Annotated in this window: 18 protein-coding genes; 12 read left to right on the top strand and 6 right to left on the bottom strand. The window is 73.8% G+C overall.

Translation table 11 applies throughout. The annotated features are described in order from the left end of the window. Window positions 1-85: 85 nt before the first annotated feature. Window positions 86-1,951, bottom strand: coding sequence for an AAA family ATPase (locus tag BM048_RS14745; protein ID WP_090034205.1), 1,866 nt, complete (start codon window positions 1,949-1,951; stop codon window positions 86-88). A 127-nt stretch (window positions 1,952-2,078) separates the two neighbouring features. On the opposite strand from BM048_RS14745, the gene BM048_RS14740 reads away from it, so the two are divergent. From BM048_RS14740 to BM048_RS14730, 3 genes are read left to right on the top strand one after another with little or no spacing between them, the layout of a single operon-like run. Beyond that, window positions 2,079-2,666, top strand: a complete 588-nt coding sequence (locus tag BM048_RS14740; RefSeq protein WP_139224474.1) for a GNAT family N-acetyltransferase — start codon at window positions 2,079-2,081, stop codon at window positions 2,664-2,666. A 43-nt stretch (window positions 2,667-2,709) separates the two neighbouring features. Beyond that, window positions 2,710-4,233, top strand: a complete 1,524-nt coding sequence (locus tag BM048_RS14735) for a sensor histidine kinase (RefSeq protein WP_090034202.1) — start codon at window positions 2,710-2,712, stop codon at window positions 4,231-4,233. Further along, window positions 4,230-4,916 (top strand): response regulator, encoded by a 687-nt coding sequence (locus BM048_RS14730; RefSeq protein WP_090034201.1) that lies wholly within the window; start codon window positions 4,230-4,232, stop codon window positions 4,914-4,916. Before BM048_RS14735 ends, BM048_RS14730 begins: the two co-directional genes overlap by 4 nt. A gap of 33 nt (window positions 4,917-4,949) precedes the next feature. On the opposite strand, the gene BM048_RS14725 is transcribed toward BM048_RS14730, so the two are convergent. Further along, window positions 4,950-6,002 (bottom strand): LacI family DNA-binding transcriptional regulator, encoded by a 1,053-nt coding sequence (locus BM048_RS14725; RefSeq protein ID WP_090034199.1) that lies wholly within the window; start codon window positions 6,000-6,002, stop codon window positions 4,950-4,952. A 231-nt stretch (window positions 6,003-6,233) separates the two neighbouring features. Between BM048_RS14725 and BM048_RS14720 the strand changes: the two genes are divergently transcribed. The 3 genes from BM048_RS14720 to BM048_RS14710 all read left to right on the top strand — a co-directional run bounded on the left by BM048_RS14720 (window position 6,234) and on the right by BM048_RS14710 (window position 9,575). Continuing rightward, a complete protein-coding gene (locus BM048_RS14720; RefSeq protein ID WP_090034198.1) occupies window positions 6,234-7,568 on the top strand; it encodes an ABC transporter substrate-binding protein in 1,335 nt (444 codons plus the stop codon). Between the two features lie 91 nt (window positions 7,569-7,659). Then, a complete protein-coding gene (locus tag BM048_RS14715) occupies window positions 7,660-8,643 on the top strand; it encodes a carbohydrate ABC transporter permease (protein ID WP_090034196.1) in 984 nt (327 codons plus the stop codon). Continuing rightward, on the top strand, window positions 8,640-9,575 hold the full coding sequence (locus BM048_RS14710; protein WP_090034195.1) for a carbohydrate ABC transporter permease: 936 nt from the start codon (window positions 8,640-8,642) through the stop codon (window positions 9,573-9,575). Before BM048_RS14715 ends, BM048_RS14710 begins: the two co-directional genes overlap by 4 nt. Before the next feature lie 70 nt (window positions 9,576-9,645). On the opposite strand, the gene BM048_RS14705 is transcribed toward BM048_RS14710, so the two are convergent. Next, on the bottom strand, window positions 9,646-10,455 hold the full coding sequence (locus BM048_RS14705) for a tyrosine-protein phosphatase (RefSeq protein ID WP_090034231.1): 810 nt from the start codon (window positions 10,453-10,455) through the stop codon (window positions 9,646-9,648). 82 nt (window positions 10,456-10,537) lie between these two features. Here BM048_RS14705 and BM048_RS14700 point away from each other — a divergent pair, with 82 nt between their 5' ends. Further along, the gene (locus BM048_RS14700; RefSeq protein WP_175499568.1) at window positions 10,538-12,034 is read left to right on the top strand and encodes a DUF4214 domain-containing protein; all 1,497 of its coding nucleotides are present in this window, start codon (window positions 10,538-10,540) and stop codon (window positions 12,032-12,034) included. Between the two features lie 35 nt (window positions 12,035-12,069). Here the strand turns inward: BM048_RS14700 and BM048_RS14695 are convergent, their stop codons facing one another. Continuing rightward, window positions 12,070-12,825: an ABC transporter permease gene (locus BM048_RS14695; protein WP_090034191.1), complete on the bottom strand. Its 756-nt coding sequence runs from the start codon at window positions 12,823-12,825 to the stop codon at window positions 12,070-12,072. Between the two features lie 275 nt (window positions 12,826-13,100). Between BM048_RS14695 and BM048_RS14690 the strand changes: the two genes are divergently transcribed. Beyond that, window positions 13,101-15,323: a putative bifunctional diguanylate cyclase/phosphodiesterase gene (locus tag BM048_RS14690; RefSeq protein WP_139224472.1), complete on the top strand. Its 2,223-nt coding sequence runs from the start codon at window positions 13,101-13,103 to the stop codon at window positions 15,321-15,323. Here BM048_RS14690 and BM048_RS14685 read toward each other — a convergent pair. Next, the gene (locus BM048_RS14685) at window positions 15,313-15,999 is read right to left on the bottom strand and encodes an EcsC family protein (protein WP_090034188.1); all 687 of its coding nucleotides are present in this window, start codon (window positions 15,997-15,999) and stop codon (window positions 15,313-15,315) included. The genes BM048_RS14690 and BM048_RS14685 overlap by 11 nt on opposite strands. 126 nt (window positions 16,000-16,125) lie before the next feature. Next, on the bottom strand, window positions 16,126-16,740 hold the full coding sequence (locus BM048_RS14680) for an Rv1352/Rv1906c domain-containing protein (RefSeq protein ID WP_139224471.1): 615 nt from the start codon (window positions 16,738-16,740) through the stop codon (window positions 16,126-16,128). A 126-nt stretch (window positions 16,741-16,866) separates the two neighbouring features. On the opposite strand from BM048_RS14680, the gene BM048_RS14675 reads away from it, so the two are divergent. The 4 genes from BM048_RS14675 to BM048_RS14660 all read left to right on the top strand — a co-directional run bounded on the left by BM048_RS14675 (window position 16,867) and on the right by BM048_RS14660 (window position 22,929). Continuing rightward, window positions 16,867-18,885, top strand: a complete 2,019-nt coding sequence (locus tag BM048_RS14675) for a hypothetical protein (RefSeq protein ID WP_090034184.1) — start codon at window positions 16,867-16,869, stop codon at window positions 18,883-18,885. 5 nt (window positions 18,886-18,890) lie between these two features. After that, entirely contained in the window at window positions 18,891-20,516 is a 1,626-nt protein-coding gene (locus BM048_RS14670; RefSeq protein ID WP_090034182.1) for a class I SAM-dependent DNA methyltransferase, read from the top strand. Further along, window positions 20,509-21,708, top strand: coding sequence for a restriction endonuclease subunit S (locus BM048_RS14665; RefSeq protein ID WP_090034180.1), 1,200 nt, complete (start codon window positions 20,509-20,511; stop codon window positions 21,706-21,708). The genes BM048_RS14670 and BM048_RS14665 overlap by 8 nt, the downstream gene beginning before the upstream one ends. A 225-nt stretch (window positions 21,709-21,933) precedes the next feature. Next, on the top strand, window positions 21,934-22,929 hold the full coding sequence (locus tag BM048_RS14660; RefSeq protein WP_090034179.1) for an Abi family protein: 996 nt from the start codon (window positions 21,934-21,936) through the stop codon (window positions 22,927-22,929). Window positions 22,930-22,957: the final 28 nt, after the last annotated feature.

Genomic DNA, 22,957 nt, shown 5'->3' with positions numbered 1-22,957 from the left:
CTGCGTGGCCGTCGTGCCGGCGGCCCTGCGCCACCGGCTCACGACCCCCAGGAGCGGGCGGCGGCCGTCCTGATACGTCCCGGCGTCAGCGCAGGTGCGGCACCCGCAGGTCGCCGTGGGCGTCCTCCGCGGCGCGCAGCACGTCCGTGATCTCGCGCCCGACGAGCTCGTGCCGGTCCAGCAGGGCGTCGCGCAGCGCCTCGACGAGGTGGCGGTGCTCGGCCAGCAGCCGGCGCACGGCGGTGCGGGCGTCCTGCAGGACGGTCTCGAGCTGCTCGCGCGCCTGCGGGTCGGCGAGCACGGCCGGCACGAGGTCCTGCCCGGTCGCGGCGAAGGAGACGAGCGTGCCCGCCATCCCGGCGGCGCCGACCATCTCCGCGGCGGTCCGCGTGGCCGCCGCGAGGTCGGAGGCCGGCCCCGTCGTCGTCTCGCCGAAGAACAGCTCCTCGGCCACCCAGCCGCCCATCGCGATCTCAACGAGCGCGCGCAGGTCCGTCCGCGAGCGCGTCCACACCTCCTCGCAGTCGTCGTGCGCGAGCAGGCCGAGGGCGCGTCCGCGCTTGACGATGGTGAGGACCTCGAGCGTGCGGTTGGGGGCGACGAGCCAGGCGACCGCGGCGTGCCCGGCCTCGTGGGTGGCGATGAGCCGCTGCTCCGCGAGCGTGTACCCGACGGGCTGGCCGAGGCCGACGAGCTCCGTCAGGCGGGCGGACTCGACGTCGGCCGCCGACATCGCGCGGGCGCCGCGGCGCAGGGCGGCGACGAGCGCCTCGTCGAGCAGGTGCTCGACCATGACCGGCGTCCAGCCGTTCGTGGCCGCCGCGACGCGGTCGCGCGCGCGGGGGTCGTCGAGCGTCGCGTCGTGCGCCCGCCGGGCCAGGAAGTGGTCGACGAGCGCGCGCCGCCCCGCAGCGTCCGGCGGGTCGAAGGTGAGGCGCCGGTCGAAGCGGCCGGGGCGCAGCAGCGCCGGGTCGAGGTGGTCGGCGCGGTTCGTCGCCGCGATGAGCAGCACCGGCACGCGCGGCGGTCGACGGAGCGGCACGCGCCGGTGGGACGGCAGGAACCGGTTGAGCACGCCCAGGGCGGCGTTGGCGACGCGGTCCGCGCCGGTCGGCTCGTCGAACGACTGGAGCTGGACGAGCAGCTCGTTGACCACGCCGCCCGTGCCCTCGCTGATGGCGCGGGCGACGACCGCCCCGCGGGAGGTGCCCGTCGCGGACGCGAGCAGGCCGCCGCGCGCCATGGCGATCGCGTCGATCTCCTCGATGAAGCCGATCGCCCCGCCCTCGGCCCGCGCGGTGCGACGCAGGGCCCGGAAGTACGCGCGGATCTTCTTCGCGGTGGCGCCGTAGTACATGGACTGGAACGACGTGGCCGACACGAACAGGAACGGCACCCCGGCCTCGGCCGCCATCGCCTTGGCCGTCAGCGTCTTGCCGGTGCCGGGCGGCCCCTCGAAGAGCAGCCCCCGCCGCGGCGTCCCGCCCATCTCCGCCGCGAACTGCCGGTGGGCGTGGAACAGGTCGAGCGAGCGCCGGACGTCCTCGACGACCGGGTCGATGCCGATGACGTCGTCGAGCCGGACGTCCACCTGGTCCGGGCGGTACACCACGTGCGGCGAGCGGGACGTGCCGACCTGGGTGAGGACGAGGACGCCCAGCAGGGCGACGAAGAACAGGACCGGCACGGCCACCAGCGGGTCGATCGTCGGCAGCGCGGGCAGCACCGGCCGGCCGGTGAGCTGGCGGCTGACCACCCACGCCTCGGCCGCGACCACGGCGAGCAGCAGGCGCACCACCCGGCGCCGGCGCAGCCGCTCGCGCTCGAGCGCGACGTCCTGACCGCCGAGCAGCCCGACGAGGGCGGGTGCCGCGAGGGCGTGCGCACGGGCGCCGGCGCCGCGCAGGGCGGTCACGGCAGGCGAGTCGGCGGGGTCGCGATCGACGGGCATCCGCCGATGCTCGTCGGCAGCGAGCGATCCGGACAATGCGGGACGACCCGGACCACCCGTTCGGCCCTGCTGCCGGGCGTCCGGCACCCGACGCGCGGGCGGGACGTGGCGCGACGAGGATCGCGGGGTGAGCACCCCTGCCGGTCCCTGGTCGATGGACGACGCGATGGCCTACGGCCGCAGGCTGCTGCGCGGCGAGCAGGTGACCCTGCGGCCGACGGCGGAGGAGGACCTGCCGGCCCTCGTCGCGTTCTGGACCGCCCCCGACTTCGCGGTCCTGCAGACCGGTCCGTACCGGCCGCGTCCTACCGCCGCGACGGTGGCGCAGTTCCGTACGTGGAGCGCCAACGAGAGCCCCGCGTCCGTCGGGTTCAGCGTGGTGACGGACGACGACAGGCTGGCGGGGCACGTGACGCTCAGCGGGCTCGAGCTGCCGACGCGGATCGTCACCCTCGGCGTCGTCATGGGCGCCGAGCACGTCAGCCACGGCATCGGCACGGACGCGGTGCGCGTCGCGGTGCGGTACGCCTTCGCGGAGATGGGCGCGCACAAGGTCGAGCTGCAGGCGTGGGCGTTCAACGACCGGGCGCTCGCCGCCTACGAGAAGGCCGGCTTCGTCCGCGAGGGCGTGCGCCGCGCCGCCGTGCTGCACGACGGGCGCTTCCACGACGAGGTGCTCATGGGCCTCCTCGCAGAGGAGTGGTCCCCGGCCTGAGGGGCCGCCCGCCACCGTCAAACACGCCGCCGCGCACGCGGGGCTGGCGCTCCCCCGGCTCACGGGGGCGCTGACGCTGCGGCGGCGGCTCGTCGGGTTCGTCCTCGCGCTGGTCGGCGGGCCGGCGCTCACGTGGGCGCTGGCCGGGGCGCGCGACGAGGGGTCGCTCGCGGGGGACGTGCTGGCCTACCAGGTCCTCGTCGTGGTGATCGCGCTGGTCGGCGGGCTGTGGCCGGCGCTGTTCACCGCACTCATGTCGGGGCTGACCCTCAACTACGTGTTCGTCGAGCCGGTCGGCACGGTCACCGTCGCCGAGCCCGCCCAGGCCGTCGCGCTCGGGCTCTACGTCGTCAACGGTGCCCTCGTCAGCCTCGTCGTGGACCAGGCCGCGCGGCGCAGCCGGATGGCCCAGCGCGCCGCCGCGGAGTCCGAGCTCCTGCTGGCCGTGGCCGGCGGGGTGCTGCGGGGGCAGGACGCGCTGGGCGCCCTCGTCGCCCGGACGCGCGAGGCCTTCAGGCTCTCCGCCGTGCGGCTGCGGACCGGCGGCACGACGCGGGCGGAGGAGGGGCAGGTGCCGGCGGGCACGGGTCCCGGCGCCGTGAGCGACGACGTGCCGGTCGTCGTCCCCGTCGGCGACGACGCCGCGCTCGAGCTGTGGGGGCCGCCGCTGGACCGGTCCGCGAGCCGCCTGCTGCCGGTCGTCGTCGCCCAGGCCGCCGCCGCCCTCGAGCACGAGCGGCTCACCGCGGCCGCGCGGGAGGTCGCGCCGCTGCTCGAGACGGACCAGGTCCGCACGGCGCTGCTGTCCGCCGTGGGCCACGACGTCCGCCGTCCGCTCGCCGCCGCGACGACGGCCCTCACCGGCCTGCGCTCGCGCGACGTCGAGTGGTCGGCCCAGGACCGCGACGAGCTGCTGGCCACCGCGCACGAGAGCCTGAGGGACCTGTCGTCCCTGCTCACCGACCTGCTCGACGTCAGCCGGGTGCAGGCCGGCGCGCTCGGCGTCTCCCTCGCCCCCACGGACGTCGAGGGGGTCGTCCTCCCCGCCCTCGACGAGCTGCGGCTGGGCCCCGACGACGTCGACCTCGACCTGGACCCGGACCTGCCGCCCGCGCTCGCCGACCCGGCGCTGCTGCGGCGCGTCGTCGTCAACGTGCTCGCCAACGCCGTCGCCGTCAGCCGGGACCGTCCCCGCCCCCGCCTGACGACGAGCGCCTTCGCCGACCGCGTCGAGATCCGCGTGGTCGACCACGGGCCGGGGGTCGACCCGGCGCGGCGCGCGGAGATGTTCGTGCCCTTCCAGCGGCTCGGCGACACGGACAACACGACGGGGCTCGGGCTCGGCCTGGCCCTGTCGCGCGGGTTCACGGAGGGCATGGGTGGCACGCTGACCCCCGAGAGCACGCCGGGGGGCGGGCTGACGATGGTCGTCGCGCTGCCGGTGGCGCCCGGCCACGTGCGCGGACCAACCGACGACCACCGCGAGGACCCGGCCGGCGAGCACGCCGACCGGACCGGCGACCGGACCGCCGACCGGACCGCCGACGGGAGGGGGACGCGCGCGTGAAGATCCTCGTCGCCGACGACGACCCGCAGATCCTGCGCGCCCTGCGGATCACGCTGCGCGCCCGCGGGTACACCGTCCTCACCGCGACGGACGGCGCCGACGCCCTCGCGCAGGCAGCGGCCCAGCGCCCCGACCTCTACCTCGTCGACCTGGGCATGCCGCGGCTCGACGGGCTCGGGCTCATCCGGTCCCTGCGGGGGTGGACGCAGGCGCCGGTCCTCGTCGTGTCCGGGCGCGCCGGGTCGGACGACAAGGTGGAGGCCCTCGACGCCGGGGCCGACGACTACGTCATCAAGCCCTTCGACCTCGACGAGCTCCTGGCCCGCCTGCGCGCGCTGGCCCGCCGCTCGGCACCGGCCGAGGGCGACGCCCCCGTGGTGACGTTCGGCGACGTCACGGTCGACCTGGCGCTGCGGCTCGTGACGCGGGCGGGCGTCGGCGCGGTGCACCTGACGCCGACGGAGTGGCAGGTCCTGGAGATCCTCGTCCGCAACCCCGGCCGGCTCGTCACCCGGCAGACGATCCTCACCGAGATCTGGGGCACCCAGCACCAGACGAGCGCGGGGTACCTGCGGCTGTACCTGTCGCAGCTGCGCAAGAAGCTCGAGCCCGAGCCGTCCGCGCCGCGCTACCTGCTGACGGAGCAGGGCACGGGCTACCGGTTCCGGCCCGACCCGGCCTGACGGCCACGCGGACGGCCACGCGGTCGGCGCGCGTCAGGGCACCGGCAGGGGCGCCGTGCTGCTGCCCGGACGCAGGTGAACCTCGACGTAGGTCCCGGCGGTCGCGTCCGGCAGACCCTCCACCGCGCGCAGGCAGGCGTCCACCGCGGTGCGGGCCATGAGGTCGTGGTCGACGGTGAGCGTGGTGAGGGCCGGGTCGAGCATCCACAGGAGCGGGTCGAACCCCGTCACCGACAGGTCGGGGCCGACCACCAGGCCGGCGCGCGCGCAGGCCCGGTAGACCGGCACGGTCGCCGCGTCGCCCGGCGTCACGACCGCGGTCGGCCGGTCCGGCCGTGCCAGCAGGTGCGTCGCGACCGCCTGCAGCTCGTCGTCGTCCCCGGAGGCCACCCAGCCCGGCGGGACGGGCAGGCCGTGGCGCGCCATCGCCGCGCGGAAGCCGTCGACGCGCTCCGCCCACCAGTAGTGCGACCGACCCGGCCCGAGGTAGGCGATGCGGCGGTGCCCCAGGGCGACGAGGTGGTCGACGGCGAGGCCGATGGCCGCGGCGTTGTCGATGTCGACCCACCGCTGTGGGAGCGCTCCCGACGTGCGGCCGATGGAGGAGAAGGGCATGCCCACCGAGTCGAGGTAGCGCGCGCGGGGGTCGTCGACGGCGGAGTCCGTGAGCACGAAGCCGTCGACGGCGTGCGCCGCGACGAGGTCGGCGTAGCGGCCCACGGGGTCGGTGCCGCCCGTGAACGTGACGACCTGGCACCCCCGTTCCTCCGCCGCGTGCAGCAGCGGCTGGAGGTAGGCCAGCCCCACGGGGAAGTGCGCGTCGAGGTTCTCGTCGGGGACGTACAGGCCCAAGGAGCCCGTGCGCTGCAGCCGCAGGTTCCGGGCGAGGCGGTTGGGACGGTACCCCAGGGAGGCGGCCGCCTCGAGCACCCGCGCGCGCGTGCCCTCCGGGATGCCCGAGTTGGGGCGGTCGTTGAGCACGAAGGAGACCGTGGTGCGCGAGACGCCGGCGCTGCGCGCGACGTCGTCGAGCGTCGTGCGGCCCCTCGTCGTGCCCGCCGCCGGTGGCAGACCTGCTCCCCCCATGGGGCGAGGGTACCGCCGAGCCTGCCGGCGTTACCAAAACGATATAGCGCCGGCTTGACGCGCCTGACCAGGCGCGCGAGGGTGGGACTAAATCGGTGTAGTCGCAGGCCGGCGCGCAGGGACGCGCGCCGCGGCGGGCAGCCCACCGAGCCGGCACCACCACGAGCACGGACCCGTCCCGCGCGACGCAGCGCCCGACGGGATCTCCTCAGCGACGATCGGAGATGCACGATGCGGTTCCGCACACCCTTCCTGGCCACGACGACGGTCCTGGCCGTCGCCGCCCTGACGACCGGATGCCTCGCGTCCGAGGGGGACGGCGGCGGTGGCGGCGGTGGCGGGGGGAACGCCGGCGGTGACGGCGGCGACAACACCGTCGAGATCATGCTCGGCTTCACCGGCGCCCAGCTCGAGAACTTCCAGGCGTCCGTGGACCCGTGGGCCGAGGAGAACGGCATCACCATCGAGTGGTCGCCCTCGGACAACTTCAACCAGCTCATCAACACGCGCGTGCAGGGCAACGACCTGCCCGACATCGCGATGTTCCCGCAGCCCGGCGTGCTGATGGACCTCGTCGACCGCGGCTCGGTGCTGCCGCTCGACGACGTCGTCGACGTGCCGGCGCTCGAGGAGGTCTACACCGCCGGGACCCTCGACGTGGGCACCCGCGACGGCAGCCTCTACGGCCTGCTGGTCTCCATGAACGTCAAGAGCCTCGTGTTCTACCCCAAGGGCCCGTTCGAGGAGGCCGGCTACACCGCGCCGGAGTCCATCGACGACCTGCTGGCCCTCACCGACACCATCCGCGAGTCCGGCACCGCCCCCTGGTGCCTGGGCATCGAGTCCGGCACGGCCACGGGCTGGCCCGCCACGGACTGGATGGAGGAGCTCGTGCTCAAGTACGGCGGGGTCGAGCAGTACAACCAGTGGCTGACGAACGAGATCAAGTTCGACTCCGACCTCGTCCGGCAGGCCGCCGCGACCTTCGAGCAGATCGCCTTCACCGAGGGCAACGTGCTCGGCGGGCGCCAGTCCATCGCCTCGAACAACTTCGGCACCGCCGGCAACCCCATGTTCGAGACGCCCCCCGGCTGCATGATGTACAAGCAGGGCAACTTCATCGCCGCCTCGGGCTTCTTCCCCGACGACGTGCTGGCCGACATCGACAACCGCGTCGGCGTCTTCGGGTTCCCGCCGGCCGAGGCCGGCGGCGACAACCCGGTCGAGGGCGGTGGCGACCTCGCCGCGATGCTCGTCGAGTCCGACGCGGCGAAGCAGGTCATCGAGTACATGAGCTCCGAGGGCTTCGGCGCCGAGGCGGCGCAGGCCGGGTCGTTCATCTCCCCCCGCACCGACTTCGACCCGAGCAACTACCCCTCGCAGACGGTCGCGGACATCGCGCAGGTCGCCTACGACGCGACGGCGTTCGCCTTCGACGGCTCCGACTCCATGCCGGGCGCGGTCGGGTCCGGCTCGTTCTGGCGGGACATGACGTCCTGGATCAGCGGGCAGCAGGACCTCGACACCACGCTGACCAACATCGACCAGAGCTGGCCCACCAGCTGACGGCACCCGCCGGGGCCCGGAGCGCGCACGCAGACGCCGCCGCGCCGGGTCCCGGCGTCCGTCCGTCCCCACGTCCGAAGGGAGGCGCCCTGTGACCATCAAGATCATCAACGCCCTGCTCACCGTGATCTACGGCATCGGTGGCGCGCTGGTCCTGTACTACGTCCTCAACAAGATCGCGGAGCTGCTCCCCGGGAAGTGGGAGCACCGCGTCAAGCCGTACCTGTACATCCTGCCCGCGTTCGCCGCGATCGGGCTGTACCTCATCTACCCGACGGTCCAGACCATCGTGTACAGCTTCGCCAACGCGAGCTCGACGCAGTTCGTCGGGCTCGACAACTACACGAACCTGCTGAGCAGCAACGCGTTCCGCAGCACCCTGCTCAACACGCTGCTGTGGATCGCCTTCGCACCCGTCATCACGATCATCGCCGGCCTGCTCATCGCGGTGCTCACCGACCGGTTCCGACCACGGGCCGAGAAGAGCGCCAAGACGATCTTCTTCCTGCCGATGGCCATCAGCGCCGTCGGCGCCGGCACCATCTGGCGGCTCATGTACGCCGCCAACCCGCCCACCCAGGACCAGGTCGGCCTGCTCAACGGCGTCGTGACCGCCTTCGGCGGCACGCCGGTGGCCTGGCTGCAGCTGTCCCAGGGCCGGCTCAACAGCTTCCTGCTCATGGTGATCTTCCTGTGGGCGCAGGTCGGCTTCTCCATGGTCCTGCTGTCGGCGGCCATCAAGGGCGTCCCGGGCGACACCCTGGAGGCGGCGCGCATCGACGGCGCGAGCGAGGTGCAGGTGTTCTTCCGCGTCGTGGTGCCGCAGATCTGGGGCACCGTCATCACCGTCTACATCACGGTCCTCATCGGCGTCATGAAGATCTTCGACATCGTCTACGTGATGACGAACGGCAACTACAACACGAACATCATCGGCACCCAGTTCTTCAACGAGCTGTTCACGAACTTCAACAACGGCCACGCCGCGGCGATCGTCGTCATGCTGCTCGTGGCGATCCTGCCCGTGCTCGTGTTCCAGATCCGCCACGCCCGCAGCGAAGGAGCGACCCGATGAGCACGACCGTGCAGGTCCCCCCGCGGCTGCCCGACCAGGTCCGGCGCGGCGGAACCGCCCGCCGGCAGCGCCGCTCGAAGGGCGGCGACGAGCAGGGGCGCGCCAACCCGCTCGCCAAGCTCGCGGTGCTGGTGCTGGCCCTCGCGTGGTTCGTCCCCGTCCTCGGGCTGCTCATCACCTCGTTCCGCACGCGGGACGCGGCCAACAGCAGCGGCTGGTGGACGGTCTTCCTCGACCCGTCGACGTGGGGCGCGTTCACGCTCGACAACTACGCCCAGGTGCTCGACCAGGCGAACCTGGCGCGGGCGTTCACGAACAGCTTCGCCATCGCGCTGCCGGCGACGATCATCCCGATCCTCATCGCCGCGTTCGCCGCCTACGCCTTCGCGTTCATGGAATTCCCGGGCCGGGACGTGCTGTTCTTCGTCATCATCAGCCTGCTGGTGGTGCCGAACTTCGTCGCCTTCGTGCCGCTGCTGCGCCTGTACGGGGAGCTCGGCATCAACGGCACGTTCCCCGCCGCGTGGCTCGCGCACATCGGGTTCGGCATGTCGTTGGCGGTCTACATCCTGCGCAACTACATGGCCACGCTGCCGCGGGAGGTCATCGAGTCGGCGAAGATCGACGGGGCCAGCCACTTCTCCACGTTCTGGCGGCTCATCCTGCCGATGTCGGTGCCGGCGCTGGCGTCCTTCGCGATCTTCCAGTTCCTCTGGGTCTGGAACGACCTGCTCGTCGCCCTCGTGTTCCTCGGGTCGGGGGAGAACGCGCCCATCACGATCGCGGTGAACAGCCTCATCGGGCAGCAGGGCCAGGGGTGGCAGCTCGTCACCGCGGGCGGCTTCCTGTCGATGATCGTGCCGATCCTCATCTTCCTCACGATGCAGCGGTTCTTCGTCCGCGGCCTCACCGCCGGCGCGGTCAAGGGCTGACGCCCCGGTCGCTGCCGCACCACGACGGCGCCGGTCCCCGCGGGGGCCGGCGCCGTCGGCGCGTCGGGGGTCAGCCGCGCAGGAGCGCCCGCAGCGCGGCGACCTCGTCGTCGGACAGCCCGAGCCCCTCGGTGAGGTACCCGTCCGCCGTGCCGTACCGCTCGGCGCGCACGGCACGCGCCGTGTCCAGGTACTCCTCGCGCACCTCGACCATGGGGGCGACGAGCGCCGGGTCGAGCCCGGCCGCCGCCACGCGCTCCAGCAGAGGCGCGAACATCGTCGCGACGGCGGGCCGCACCGCCAGGTACTCCTCGAGCACGCCGGCCTCGTCGACGCCCGCGAGCTCGAGCACGAGCGTCACCGCCCACCCCGTGCGGTCCTTGCCGGCGGTGCAGTGCACCAGCACCGGCCGCCCGTCCGCGCCGAGCAGCGTCCGCAGGAACGCCGCGTAGCCCCGGCGCGCCGAGCCGGACAGGACGAGGTCGCGGTAGGTCTCGCGCATGTGCGCGGCGGCGTCGAGGACGACCGGCTCGGCGGGTGCGGCGCCCGGGGCGCCCAGGAGGTGCGCGATCTGCGCGGCCGCGTCGCCCGGCTGGTCCGCCAGCACGTCGAGATGCGTGCGGGCGACGCCGGCGGGCACGTGGTCCGGGCGCTGCGCCACCTCGGCGGCCGTCCGCAGGTCGACGACGACCGCCAGCCGCAGCGCCGCCACGGCCTCGTCGGCGGCCACGCCGGGGTCCGCGAGCTCGCCCGACCGGAACAGCAGACCGGTAGGGACCGCGCCGCCCCCCGCCGTCGTGCGACCGCCGACGTCGCGCAGGTTCGGCACGGTGGCGCTGGTGCGGGCGTGCGGGTCCGGGGCGGGCGATGTGCTGGTCACGCGCCCAGGCTGGCACAGGACCAGAGGAGGCAGTCCCTTGCCGACGGGTCACGTCGCACGTCTCGCACCCGATGGGTCGACCGTGCCACCCCGCCTGCGCCTCGCGCCCGTCGCTCTCGCCGTCCTCGGCGTGCTCGCCCTCGTCGCGCCCGTGGCGGCGCTGCCGGCGAGCGCCGAGCCCGACGGGGCCGGCCCGCCCGCCGTCGCGGGGACGTCAGCCGACGTCGTCGCCACCACACCGGCGGTCGTCGGCAGCACCCTGGTGGGACGCCGTGCCGAACGGCGGTGGACGACGGCCGGCGGCCGCGCACTCCGGGCGCCGCGCTCCGCGACGGTGCAGTTCGCGCTGCCCGAGGACCTGCACACCCTGCCGGTGGCCGGGCCGGCCCCCGGTCAGGTCCGCGTGCTCGGGGGTCAGCACCCCACCCTCGAGGGGGCGCGTCGGGAGGACTGGACCGTCGTCGTCGACCTCCCCGCCGCGCTGGCGGACCTCGCCCGGTACGGGACGCCGACGCCGAGCAGCGTCCAGGTCGACGTCCGGCTCGCCGACGCGACGGGGTCGTGGACGGTCGATCTCGTCGTCGACGTCGTGCTCGAGGCGGCGACGGCGCCCGCCGTGGTGGACCGGGCGCTCCCGGCTCCCGACGTGGTCCGGGACAGCGCGGCGCTCCGGGTGCCCGACGTGCCGTACGGGACGGACGCCGTCCTCGTGGCCCCGCCCGGGACGTGGACCACTCGCCTCCGAGCGCCGCTGCTGGTGCAGGGCTGGAACGTGGGCGGCGGGTCGTCGGAGACCACCCTCGGCACGGGGCCGCGGACGTCGCCCGACGGCGCCCGGCTGGAGGTCCCGACGACGGGCTGGCAGGTGGGCCCGCCCGGCTACCTGACGGTGGAGGCGGCGCTCACCGACGGGACCTCGCTCGCCGTGCGCGCAGCGGTCGTCGCGACCGCCGACTCCCGCGCCCGTGCCTACGTGCGCGCCGTGTACCTCGCCATCTTCCGCCGGGACGCCGACGAGGCGGGCCTCGACGGCTGGGTCCACGCGCTGCTCGGCGGGATGACGCCGAGCGCGGTGGCCGACGGCCTGACCGCCTCCGACGAGTTCCGGACCCGGCTCGTCCGTCAGGCGTACGGGCACTACCTCGGCCGCGAGCCCGACGACCCCGGTACGGCAGGGTGGCTCCGGGCCATGCGGTCCGGCATGCCCATCCAGCAGATGGAGTCCGGCTTCATCGCCGCACCCGAGTACCACCTGCGCGCCGGCGGCACGGACGCCAGCTGGGTCCGCGCCCTCTACGAGGACGTCCTGGGTCGTCCCGCGCGGGCCGACGAGGTGCAGTGGTGGACCGCCGTGACGGCCCGCGCCGACCGGTCCGAGGTCGCACGGGGCTTCCTCTACTCCACCGAGCACCTCACCGACGTCGTGGACGGGTACTACCGCGAGTACCTGCACCGACCGGCCGACCCCGCCGGAGCGGCGGGTTGGGTCCGCGCGATCCAGGCCGGCGAACGCAGCGAGCGCATCATCGCGGGGATCCTCGCCAGCCCTGAGTACCGCGCGACGGTCGCCGACATCTGAGCTCCGGTCGGCACCGTCGTACCGGGCCTGGACCGTCAGGGCGCTCCAGGCCGAGGGCGTGCGGCGGCCAGGACCGGCCCCGCGAGGCGGACGAGGACGGCGGCGGACACCGCCTCGGCCGCGAGCATCCCGGCGAGGACGAGCACCTGCAGCTCCGCCGCCTGCCACGGGCTCGCGCCGCCGAGCAGCAGCCCGACGAACGCGCCCGGCAGGGTGACGAGGCCGGCGCTGCGGGTCTGGTCGACGGCGGGCACGAGCGCGCGCGCCGCGGCCCGGCGGGCGAGCGGGGCCACCGCCTGCCCGGGCTGCGCCCCCAGCGCCAGCCAGCCCTCGACCTCGTCCCACCGGTCGCGGACGTCGTCGCGCAGCCGCTGCCCCGCCAGCGCCGCGGCGACCATCGCACCGCCGATCACCTGCGCCGCGTAGGGCAGCAGCGTCGGGGCGTCCAGCGGCACCTCGCCGGTGCCCACGGCGACGACCACCACCACCGCGGCACCCGACACCACCGCCGCCGCGACGTGCGGCGCCAGGGTGCGACCGTGCCCGATGCGCCGCGTGGCGGTGGCCGTCGCGACGACCACCATGACGAGCAGGTACGGCGCCACCGCACCCGGGTGGCGGAACACCCAGCCGATGACCGCCGCGACGAGCGCGAGCTGCGCCGCCCCGCGCACCACCGCCACGACGAGGTCGCGGACACCGCCCGTACGGGCCCCGATCGCCGCGGCCACCGCCACGAGCAGCAGCAGTGCCGTCGTCCCGGCCAGCCGCAGGACCTCCGGAGCGGGCACACGCCCATCCTGCCGCGCCCGGGGTGGCGCCGGCTCGGCGGCCTCCTGTGCGCCGATCCCCCGAGGGCCTGACGCCCTGCCCGGTCTCGCGTGCCGGATGGCGTGCCGGGATCGCCCGACCGGGCGATCCCGGCACGCGGTCGTGGTGGCGCCCGCCCCTCCCCTCAAGTCCCGGCGGCCCGGCGGTCGATAGGTGGTCGCAGGGGGTGCGACGGGTGCGCGGTACGGGACGGCGGTGGCGCCGGGGACCGGTGGCGGGGGTGGCGGCTGCGGCCGTGGCCCTCGTCTGCCTGTGCCTGCTGCGCTGGCGCGTCGGCGCCGGGCCGGCCGGGCTCGCCCTCGACGCCGGCGCCGCCGTCGTCGCGGTGCTCGCCGCGCTCGTGGCGTCCCGCCGCGCCGGTGGGCCGCGCAGCCGCAGCGCCTGGCAGGCCAACGCGGTCGCGAGCGCGGCGTGGCTGCTCGTCCCGGTCGTGGCGGCCGCCGGGTGGCCGGCCGCCCTGGCCGCCGTCGGCGCGGTCGCCTTCCCCGTCGGTCACGCGGCGGCGTGGTGGCTCGCCTCGCACGCGAGCAGCACGCTCACGCGGGTGCGCCTGGCGGTCGACGGCGTCGTCGGGGCGGCCAGCGTGTTCGTCGTCGCCTGGGCGGCCGTGCTCGGCGGGGTGTGGCCGACGCCGGACCACGGGATCCCTGGTCTGCCGGCGCTCCTGGGGGCCGCCTTCGGGACCGTCGCCGCGGCGTCGATGTGCGCCGGCGTGGCGCTGAGCGAGATGCCGCCGGACCGGCGCCTCATGCCCGCCCTGACGGCCGCGGGCATCCTCCTCGTCGGGGCGGCCGGCGTCGCAGGGCTCGTCGGGGCCCCCGCGCTCGGGGCGGCGCCCGGGTTCGCCCTGCTGGCGCTGGCGACCGTCGTGTACGACGGCACGAGCACGCGCCACACCGTCAGCACGACGCGGTCGACCGTCCTGTACACGCCCTACGTCCTCATCGGGCCCGCCGCGGTGACCCTCGCGGTCCAGGAGTGGCGCGGCACGGTGCCCCTCCCCGAGGCCGTGACCGCCGGCGTCGTCGTCGTCCTGGTCCTGCTGCGGCAGAGCCTGACCCTCGCCGAGAACCGCGCCCTCGTCCGCCGCCTGGCCGCGACGGAGGCCCGGCTGCGGGAGCAGGCGTGGCACGACGCCCTCACCGGACTCGCCAACCGCGAGCGCCTGCGCGAGCGCCTGGCGGCCGCCCTGGAGGCGCACGGGACCGACGGACGCGCCCTGGCCGTGGTCTTCCTCGACCTCGACGACTTCAAGGACGTCAACGACTCGCTGGGCCACGCCGCAGGCGACGAGGTGCTCGTCGACGTCGCCGGACGCCTCCGCGCGGTGCTCGCCCCGCACCGGGGCGACGCGACCCCCGTGCGGCTGGGCGGCGACGAGTTCGCCGTCCTGCTCCTCGGGTCCGCCGCCCGCGACGCCGTCCGCACGGCCCAGCGCGTGCGCGAGTCCCTCGCCGCGCCGTTCTGCGTCGGCGGCCGGCGCCTCGCCCTCGGCGCCAGCGTGGGCGTCGCCCTGCTCACCGGCGACGAGGCCACGCCCACGACGACGGAGCTGCTGCGCGCGGCGGACGTCGCGATGTACGCGGTGAAGCAGCACGGCAAGAACGGCGTCGAGGTCTTCAGCCCGGCGCTCCGGCAGTCGACGTCGGCGGACCTCGAGCTCCGCGCGGCCCTCGTCGTGGCGCTCGACGAGGGCCAGGTCGAGCTGGCGTACCAGCCCATCGTGCGCGTCGCGGACGGTGCGCTCATGGCGTTCGAGGCGCTGGCGCGGTGGGACCGCCCCGGCGTGGGGCCGGTGCCGCCGACGGTCTTCGTGCCCGCGGCCGAGGCGGCGGGGCTGTCGCGGCGCCTGACCGACGCGGTGCTGGAGCGGGCGTGCGCCGACCTGGCGGGCTGGGTCGCCGCGGGACCGGTGCCCGAGCGCATCCGCGTCGGCGTCAACGTCGCGGCGTCGGAGCTCGCCGACGAGGGCCTGGCGGGGCGGGTCGAGGCCGCCCTGCGCCGGCACGGCCTGCGCGGCGACCGCCTGGCGGTCGAGGTCACGGAGACCGCGCTGGCGCAGGACGAGGGGCCGGCGGCGCGGGAGGTGGGGCGGCTGGGCGCGCTCGGCTGCCGGATCGCCGTCGACGACTTCGGGACGGGGTACTCCTCCCTGTCCCGGCTCGGTGCCCTGCCCGTCGACACGGTCAAGATCGACATGCTCTTCGTGCGCGCCGCGGTCACGCCCCAGGGCCGGGAGGTGCTGGACGCGGTCGTCGCCCTCGCCCGTGCCTTCGGGCTCGTCACCATCGCCGAGGGAGTGGAGACGGAGGCGGAGCTGGCCGCCGTCCGCGCCTCCGGCTGCGACCTCGCCCAGGGCTACGGCATCGGCCGCCCGACGATCGCGGCGCACGCCGGCGGGCTGGTCAGGCTCGCACTGCGGCGAGATCTCGTGTCGACGGTCTCACCTAGGCCATGACTCCGTCCTCGGGCGGTACAGGCGGCTCGGCGCCAGAGCGCGACGACGTCAGGACAGGGAAGTTGATGCGGGCGTAGATACCAACCCCCCTCATGGCCGTGACGTTGACGCCGGCTCCGACACCCGCGCCGACGAGCGGGATGAAGCGAGCGAGGTTGATCACACCCCGGGTGCCGAACTTAGTGAGGAGTCGGAATCCGACGGCCTTGTTGATTTCGATCAGGACCTTGCCGGGCAACTTCTTCAGAGCCGCGATCGCCGCTTTGGTACCGAGTTGCACCCCGAGGTCGGCCACGATCGACGCACCCGCTGAGCCAAGGAGCGTGAGAAGGACGACGGATCGGACTTCGTCGGAGTTGATGTCGTACCCCCGGAGAGCGGCCACGGCAGCCGCGCACCGCGCGGCGTTGACGTAGAAGGCCGTGACGTCGGCGGGGATCGTGACAGCCGCGACCGTGATCCCGCCGAACCCTGACGCGAAGCCGGTCGCGGCAACGATGCGTGTGTGGGTCGCGATGATGCGTCGGATCGCTACCTCTGCGTCGCCGTGCGTGGCGAGGTGCTCGTCCGCGATCTGCTGCGCGCCCTTGATGGGGCCGAGCCCGTCTACTCCCCATCCGATGATCTGGTCGAGGATCTTCTGGACGACGGCCTTGTCGTCGGGGGTCTGGCTCATAGTTCCTGCTCTCGTCGGAGGGACAGTGGGACGGTAACCGCGAGAGACGGTTCCGATGCGGGGCTCGACCGGGTGATTCCTGAGCGTGCGGCCCGCCCCCCTGCGGCAGGCCGCACGCGGATCAGGTCACTGCTTGACGAAGGTGCCGCACCCGTTCTCGAAGTCCTGGCCCTCCGCGAGCGTGACCGTCGGGTGGCCGCCGTTGACGATGTCGTTCTGCAGGATGTCCTCGCCGTTCGTCCCCGAGCGGTAGATGCCCCAGTAGCAGGTGCTCGTCACGGGCTCCGCCGTGCGATAGGTCCCGGGCTCCAAATCGACGCCGACGGTCCAGGTGCCGATGCCGATCTGCGAGGCGGCGACAGTCTGCTCGATCTGGACGACGGCGTCCTCCCGCGCGTGGAGCGCGGCCTCACGGGCATCCAGCTCCGCGGACCGCTCGCCCAGCGCGCCCTGCTCGTCGGCCGTCGCACCCTGCGCGTCCTGCACGGCGGCGGTCGCCACGGCGAGCTGGTCCTCGAGGTCGTCACGTTCGGCGACGACCGCGTCGTATCGGCTGGCGCTGACCCCGGCGTCGCCTCCACCGATGCTGATCCCGACGACGAGGCAGAGGACCGCTGCTGCCGGCCAGAGCCACCGCCGCCCGCGGCGGCGGGAGGGCGCACGTCCGCCGCTCTCCGGCGAGGACGGTGCGTTGTGGTGCTGGGTCATGGCGCGCTCCTCGATCTCTCGGCTCTCGATCACGAAGGAAGCGTGGTGCAAGTGGACTGCCGTTGTCAGAGGATGGTTGATAGACCCCCTTATCGGTCCTACGACACTGACGAGCACCATGCAGCGCTATCGTCGCCGCGCCATCAAGGAGGTGAGCGGATGCCGGACCTGCAGCAGCTGGTGACCATCGCGGACGTCGCGCACCTTGCCCGCGTGCGCAGGCCCGTGGTGTCCGTGTGGCGCACCAGGCACGCCGACGGCTCGATGCCTTTCCCCTCCCCCGCCGGCCGTCGCCAGGGGCGCGACGTGTTCGCGCTCGACGAGGTCGTCGCGTGGCTCGAGAGCACGAGGCGTGGCAACAACCCCGAGGTGCGGCAGGACGCCGCAGGTGATGCGGCGCTCGACCTCCTGCCCGACGAGCGCCGGGGCACCGACGTCACGGGCCTCCTCGCCCTGCTGACGCTGCGGTCGACGGTCGGCGCCGCACTCGGCGCGCGGAGCACCGCGGACCTGCTCGACCTCGCCGACGAGGTCGACCCGGACGACCGGCTGCTGTACCGCGAGCTCCGCGCGCTATGCGACGACCTGCCGCAGTGGGCCGCGCACGCCGACGCGCTGACGACCGCCCGTTACACCGCCCCGGCGGCGGCCCACGCCCTGGTGGCGTCGCACCGCCGGCTCGGGCTGGACGACGTGACGGCGCACAGCCCGTCCCCGGCCGTCCTCGACCTCGTCGCGCGCCTGGTCGTGGACCTGCTCGATCCCGACGACACGCCCGTCCTCGCGGCGCCGTTCGGCGAGAGCGACCTCCTCCTGCCCCTGAGCAGCCGGCTGCGCGACGACCGGACGGTGGCCCTCCCGCCCGACGACTCCCCCGCCGCCCGCCACGCCCGCCGCCTGCTGGTGCTCGACGGCTGGCTGCTGACGGACGCGACCGTGGACGACGACGGCCTCGTCGCCCCTCCCCCCGGCGCGACGAGCCTGGTCCTGCTGCCGAGCACGACGAGGCCCGACGCCCGGGTGGCCGAGCTGGTCGACGCGCTCGCCGCGCTGGAGTCGACCCTGCCGCGTGAGGCGCGGGCGGTCGTGCTGGCGCCGGCCGCCGTCCTGTGCGACCGCCTCCCTCGCGCGCTGCAGTCGGCGCGTGCGACCCTCCTGCGCTCCGGCCGGGTCCGCGCGGTCGTGCGCCTGCCGGCCCGGTTGCGCCCGACGCAGCCGAACCAGCGGCTGGGCCTGTGGCTCCTTGGACCGGGTCCGTCCGACGTCCGAGCCCCCGACCACCGCACTGCGATCGCCGACCTCCCGGGGACGCACCTCGACGCCGCGGCGGCCGAGGACCTGGTCACGGACCTCGTTGCCGCCGACCCGACCGGGACGGGCGCACGGGGGCACGCGTTCCGCTTCACGCGCCTGGTGCCGACGCGGGACGTCCTCGCCACTTCCGGCGCCCTCGTCACGGCGCGTCCGGTCGTCGCCCGTCCCCGCAGCGACCCCGCCGCCCAGGCCCACGAGCTCGCCGCTCTGCTCGCGCAGCTCGCCGCCGACGAGCGTCACCAGCCCGCGTGGGCACCGGTCCCAGGAGCGCAGGGCGGACCCGCCGTGGTCACCCTCGGCACGCTCCTGGCTCGCGGTCACGTGCGCCTTGTCCGCGGCACCCGCATGGAGGCCGACGACCTCGGCGACCACCCCGGGATCGTCGTGCGGACCGCGACCTCGCTCACGACGCCGGCGGAGGTCGGAGCACGCACGGCCGTCGACCGCCTGGTGCTGGCCCGCTCCTACCCCCGCAGCCGGATGACCGAAGCCGGTGACGTCGTCTTCTGCACCGCGCCGCGGCCGGCCGCGATCGTCGAGCCCGAGGGGCTGACCGTCCTGGCCGCGCCCGTGCGCGCCCTGCGCCTGACGGACGACGCCCCGCCCGGCCTCGTTCCGCACGTGCTCGCGCACGCCATTGCCGGCGCCACCCGCGGGCACCGCTGGCAGGACTGGCCGGTCCCCCTCCTCCCGACGGGCCAGGCCGCGGCCGTGGCCGCCGCCCTGGCCGACCTCGCCGCCACCCGCGCCGCCACCGCGGCACGGCTGCGCACCATCGACGCCCTGACCGCACGCCTCGTCGAGGCGACGACGACGGGCTCGGTCCACCTGCTCACCACTGACACCTCCCCGATGGAAGGCTGACCCGTATGCCACCCCGCTCCCGGCGTCCCGACCCGTCCGCACCGATGACGATGAAGGAGCTCAAGGACACGCTCTGGAAGGCCGCGGACAAGCTGCGCGGTTCCATGGACGCGTCGCAGTACAAGGACGTCATCCTCGGTCTGGTCTTCCTCAAGTACGTCTCGGACGCGTTCGACGAGCGCCGCGAGCAGATCCGCACCGACCTGGCCGCCGAGGGCTTCCGCGAGGACCAGATCGAGAGCCTGCTCGACGACGTCGACGAGTACACCGGTCACGGCGTCTTCTGGGTGCCGGCCACCGCCCGCTGGGGCTACCTGGCCGAGCACGCCAAGGGCATCGCGGCGTCGGCCGGTCAGCCGTTCCAGCCGATCGGCGAGCTCATCGACGGCGCGATGTCGCACGTCATGGGCGCGAACCCGAGCCTCGCCGGCACCCTGCCGCGCATCTTCAACCGCGACAGCGTCGACCAGCGGCGCCTCGGCGAGCTCGTCGACCTGTTCAACGACACCCGCTTCCGCGGCAACGGCGCGACCCGCGCCCGCGACCTGCTAGGCGAGGTCTACGAGTACTTCCTCGGCAAGTTCGCCGCCGCGGAGGGCAAGCGCGGCGGCGAGTTCTACACGCCCCCGGGGGTGGTCCGCGTGCTCGTCGAGGTGCTCGAGCCGTACGCCGGGCGCGTGTACGACCCGTGCTGCGGGTCGGGTGGCATGTTCGTGCAGACCGAGAAGTTCCTCGAGCGGCACGACGCCGACACGCAGGCCATCGCCGTCTACGGGCAGGAGGCCAACGAGCGCACCTGGCGCATGGCCAAGATGAACCTCGCCGTCCACGGCCTCAACGCCAACCTGGCGTCGCGCTGGGGCGACACCTTCGCCCGCGACCAGCACCCCGACGTGCGCATGGACTACGTGCTGGCCAACCCACCCTTCAACATCAAGGACTGGGCCCGCAACGAGGACGACCCGCGCTGGGTCTACGGCGTCCCGCCGGCCGGCAACGCCAACTACGCCTGGATCCAGCACATCCTGTCCAAGCTGGCACCCGGTGGCTCGGCCGGTGTCGTCATGGCCAACGGCTCGATGTCGACGACGAGCGGCGGCGAAGGCGAGATCCGCGCCCGACTCGTCGAGGCCGACCTGGTGACCTGCATGGTCGCCCTGCCGACGCAGCTGTTCCGCTCCACCGGCATCCCGGTCTGCCTGTGGTTCTTCGCGACCGACAAGTCTGCCGGCCCGAGGGGCGCGACGGACCGGCGCGGCGAGGTGCTCTTCATCGACGCCCGCGAGCTGGGCCACATGGTCGACCGCGCCGAGCGCGCCCTGTCCGACGAGGACATCGCCCGCATCGCCGACACGTTCCACGCGTGGCGCGGCACCCCGTCCGCCCAGGCGGCGGACCTGACGTACGACGACGTGCCGGGATTCTGCCGCTCGGCGCCGGTGTCTGAGATCAAGGAGGCCGGCTACGCCCTGACCCCGGGCCGCTACGTCGGCGCGGCAGCCGCCGATGAGGACGCCGAACCCCTGGAGGCGAAGATCGACCGCCTCCGCACCGAGCTGCTCGCCGCCTTCGACGAGTCCGCCCGACTGGAGCAGGTCGTGCGCGAGCAGGTGGAGCGCGTACATGCCTGAGTGGCGATCAACGACGCTAGGAACCGTGTGCCACATCGAGCACGGTTGGCCATTCAAGAGCTTGGAATACACGGACGAAGCCGGGTATCCGATCGTGACCGCGATCGGGAACTTTGACTATTCTGGCGGGTTGCGATTACACTCGTCCCGCATCAATCGATATCGCGGCGACTATCCGTCATCCTTCCGACTCTCGCCGGGCGATCTGCTGCTTGTTATGACCTGCCAGACCGAGGGCGGCGAGATTCTCGGCATCCCGGGTTTGGTCCCGGACGATGCCGAAACCTACCTGCACAATCAGCGTATCGGCCGCGTCGTCATCGATCGTCCGGACGAAGTTGATCGAGATTTTCTTTTTCAGTATGCGCGCACGTCGCTCTTCAACAGGCAACTCGTTCTGACCGCGACAGGATCGAAGATCCTACACACCTCACCTAGAAGGATCGAATCAACCGTCGTTCGATTACCCCCCCTGACCGAGCAGCGGGCGATCGCCGAGGTGCTCGGCGCCCTCGACGACAAGCTGGCTGCGAACGTTCGTCTCATGAGGGCCGCCCACGCCACGGCACAGCTTCTCGCCTCGCGGACCACCACCACCGTCACACTCGACGCGGTAGCGGTCACGACTCGCACCATGGTGGACCCTGTGTCGCTAGCGGCCGACGCCGTGCGCCTCTACAGCCTCCCTGGCTTCGACGCGGGAGGAGGGCCAGAGTTGGTGGATCCAAAGACGATCAAGAGTGGCAAGTTCAGGATCACGAGCCCCGCGGTGCTCGTGTCGAAACTGAACCCGCGCATCCCCCGCATATGGGAAGTGCCAAAGGTCGGCGACACGTCGGCTCTCGCCTCCACCGAGTTCGTGGTCCTTGCGCCGACCTCGTGCTCGACCGCGCTGCTGTGGTCGCTGCTCGCGCAACCTCGGTTCAGCGACTCGTTGCAGTCGCAGGTTGCCGGCACGTCGGGCAGCCATCAGCGCGTGAAGTCGGGCGACGTCCTGTCGGCGCAGATCGGGGACCCAGCCACGCTGCCTGCGAGGGTGGTCGCAGAGATCGATGCTGTCGTCGCCCGCGCGCACGCCGCGTCCGCCGAGAGTCAGTGCCTCGCGGCCACACGCGACGTCCTCCTCCCCGCGCTCATGTCCGGCCGCCTGCGCGTCCGCGACGCCGAGCGCGTGATGACAGAGGCGCTCTGATCGATGACCAGGCCGATCGCGCCCCAGGTTCGCGTCTCCGAATCGACTGCTGTGCCGGCGGATCGGCCGCCACGCACCGCGCTACGCCCGGTGCTGTGTGGCTCGCCGCTACGCCGGACGGTGGACGAGGGCTGGAACGGGCCGCAGACGAGTAGCGAGCGTGGTAGCGTGCCGGGAACCAGATCCCCCTCGCCTCTCCACGATGCGCACTAGGGGGATTTTTCTATGGTGAACCGCGCGCCGCGCCCTCGTGGCACGAGTCGCTACACCAAGCCGGCGCTGACGCACGACCTGCTCGTCGAGCGGCTGCGCTCCCGCGGCCTGGTCGTCCCCGATCAGGACCGCGCCCTCCGCTACCTGCAGGCCATCGGGTACTACCGGCTCTCGCCCTACTTGATCCCGTTCCAGGTACGGCAGGGTGACCACACGCTGAGGCCGGGGACCTCGTTCGACGACGTCCTGCGGCTCTACGTCTTCGACCGGCGGCTTCGCCTGCTCGTCATGGACGGGTTGGAGCGCGTCGAGGTGGCCGTGCGGGCCAACCTCACGGACACGATGGCGCTGATCGGCGGGCCGCACTGGTACGTCGAGCCGCAGTGGTTCTCAGCAACCAAAGAGCACGAGGGGTTGCTCGCCGCCGTGCGCCGGCAGTGCGACGACCAGAGCGGCAGGCGCGCGGAGACGCCGAGCGACGTCGTGGTGCACCCCTCAGCGCTGGAGCACTACCTCACCCACTACGGCGAGCCGGAACTGCCCCCGTCGTGGGTCATGGTCGAGCTCCTCACGATCGGCCAGCTCGAGCGCGTCGTCCGCAACCTCCGCGAGCGCGCGCACCGCACAGCCGTCGCCGCGGGTCTCGGGATCAAGGAGCCGCTGCTGGCGTCGTGGTTGCGGACCTTCACGCGGGTGCGGAACGTCTGCGCGCACCACGGCCGGCTGTGGAACGTCGGCCTCGGCGTCTACCCGAAGCTGCCCGCGGCGCGGGACGTCGCCTGGCTGCACGACCGGGACGAGCTGTCGGCGCATCCGGAGCGCGCGCAGCGCCTCTACCCCGCCCTGGTCGCGATCCAGAGCGTCCTCTCCACGGTCTCCCCGGGCAGCAGCTGGTCCAGCAGGCTCGTCGAGCTGGTGCGCGAGCACCCCGAGGTGCCGTTGCAGGGCATGGGCATGTTCGAGGGTTGGGCCGCCGATCCGTTCTGGACCAGCGGACGGACCGGCTGACGCTTCGATCGCAAGAGCACCGGCCAGC

Source organism: Cellulomonas marina (genome assembly GCF_900111925.1).
Lineage (GTDB): Bacteria > Actinomycetota > Actinomycetes > Actinomycetales > Cellulomonadaceae > Cellulomonas > Cellulomonas marina.
The sequence above is the reverse complement of the archived record's forward strand: the minus strand, read 5'-3'. Positions and strand labels throughout refer to the sequence as shown.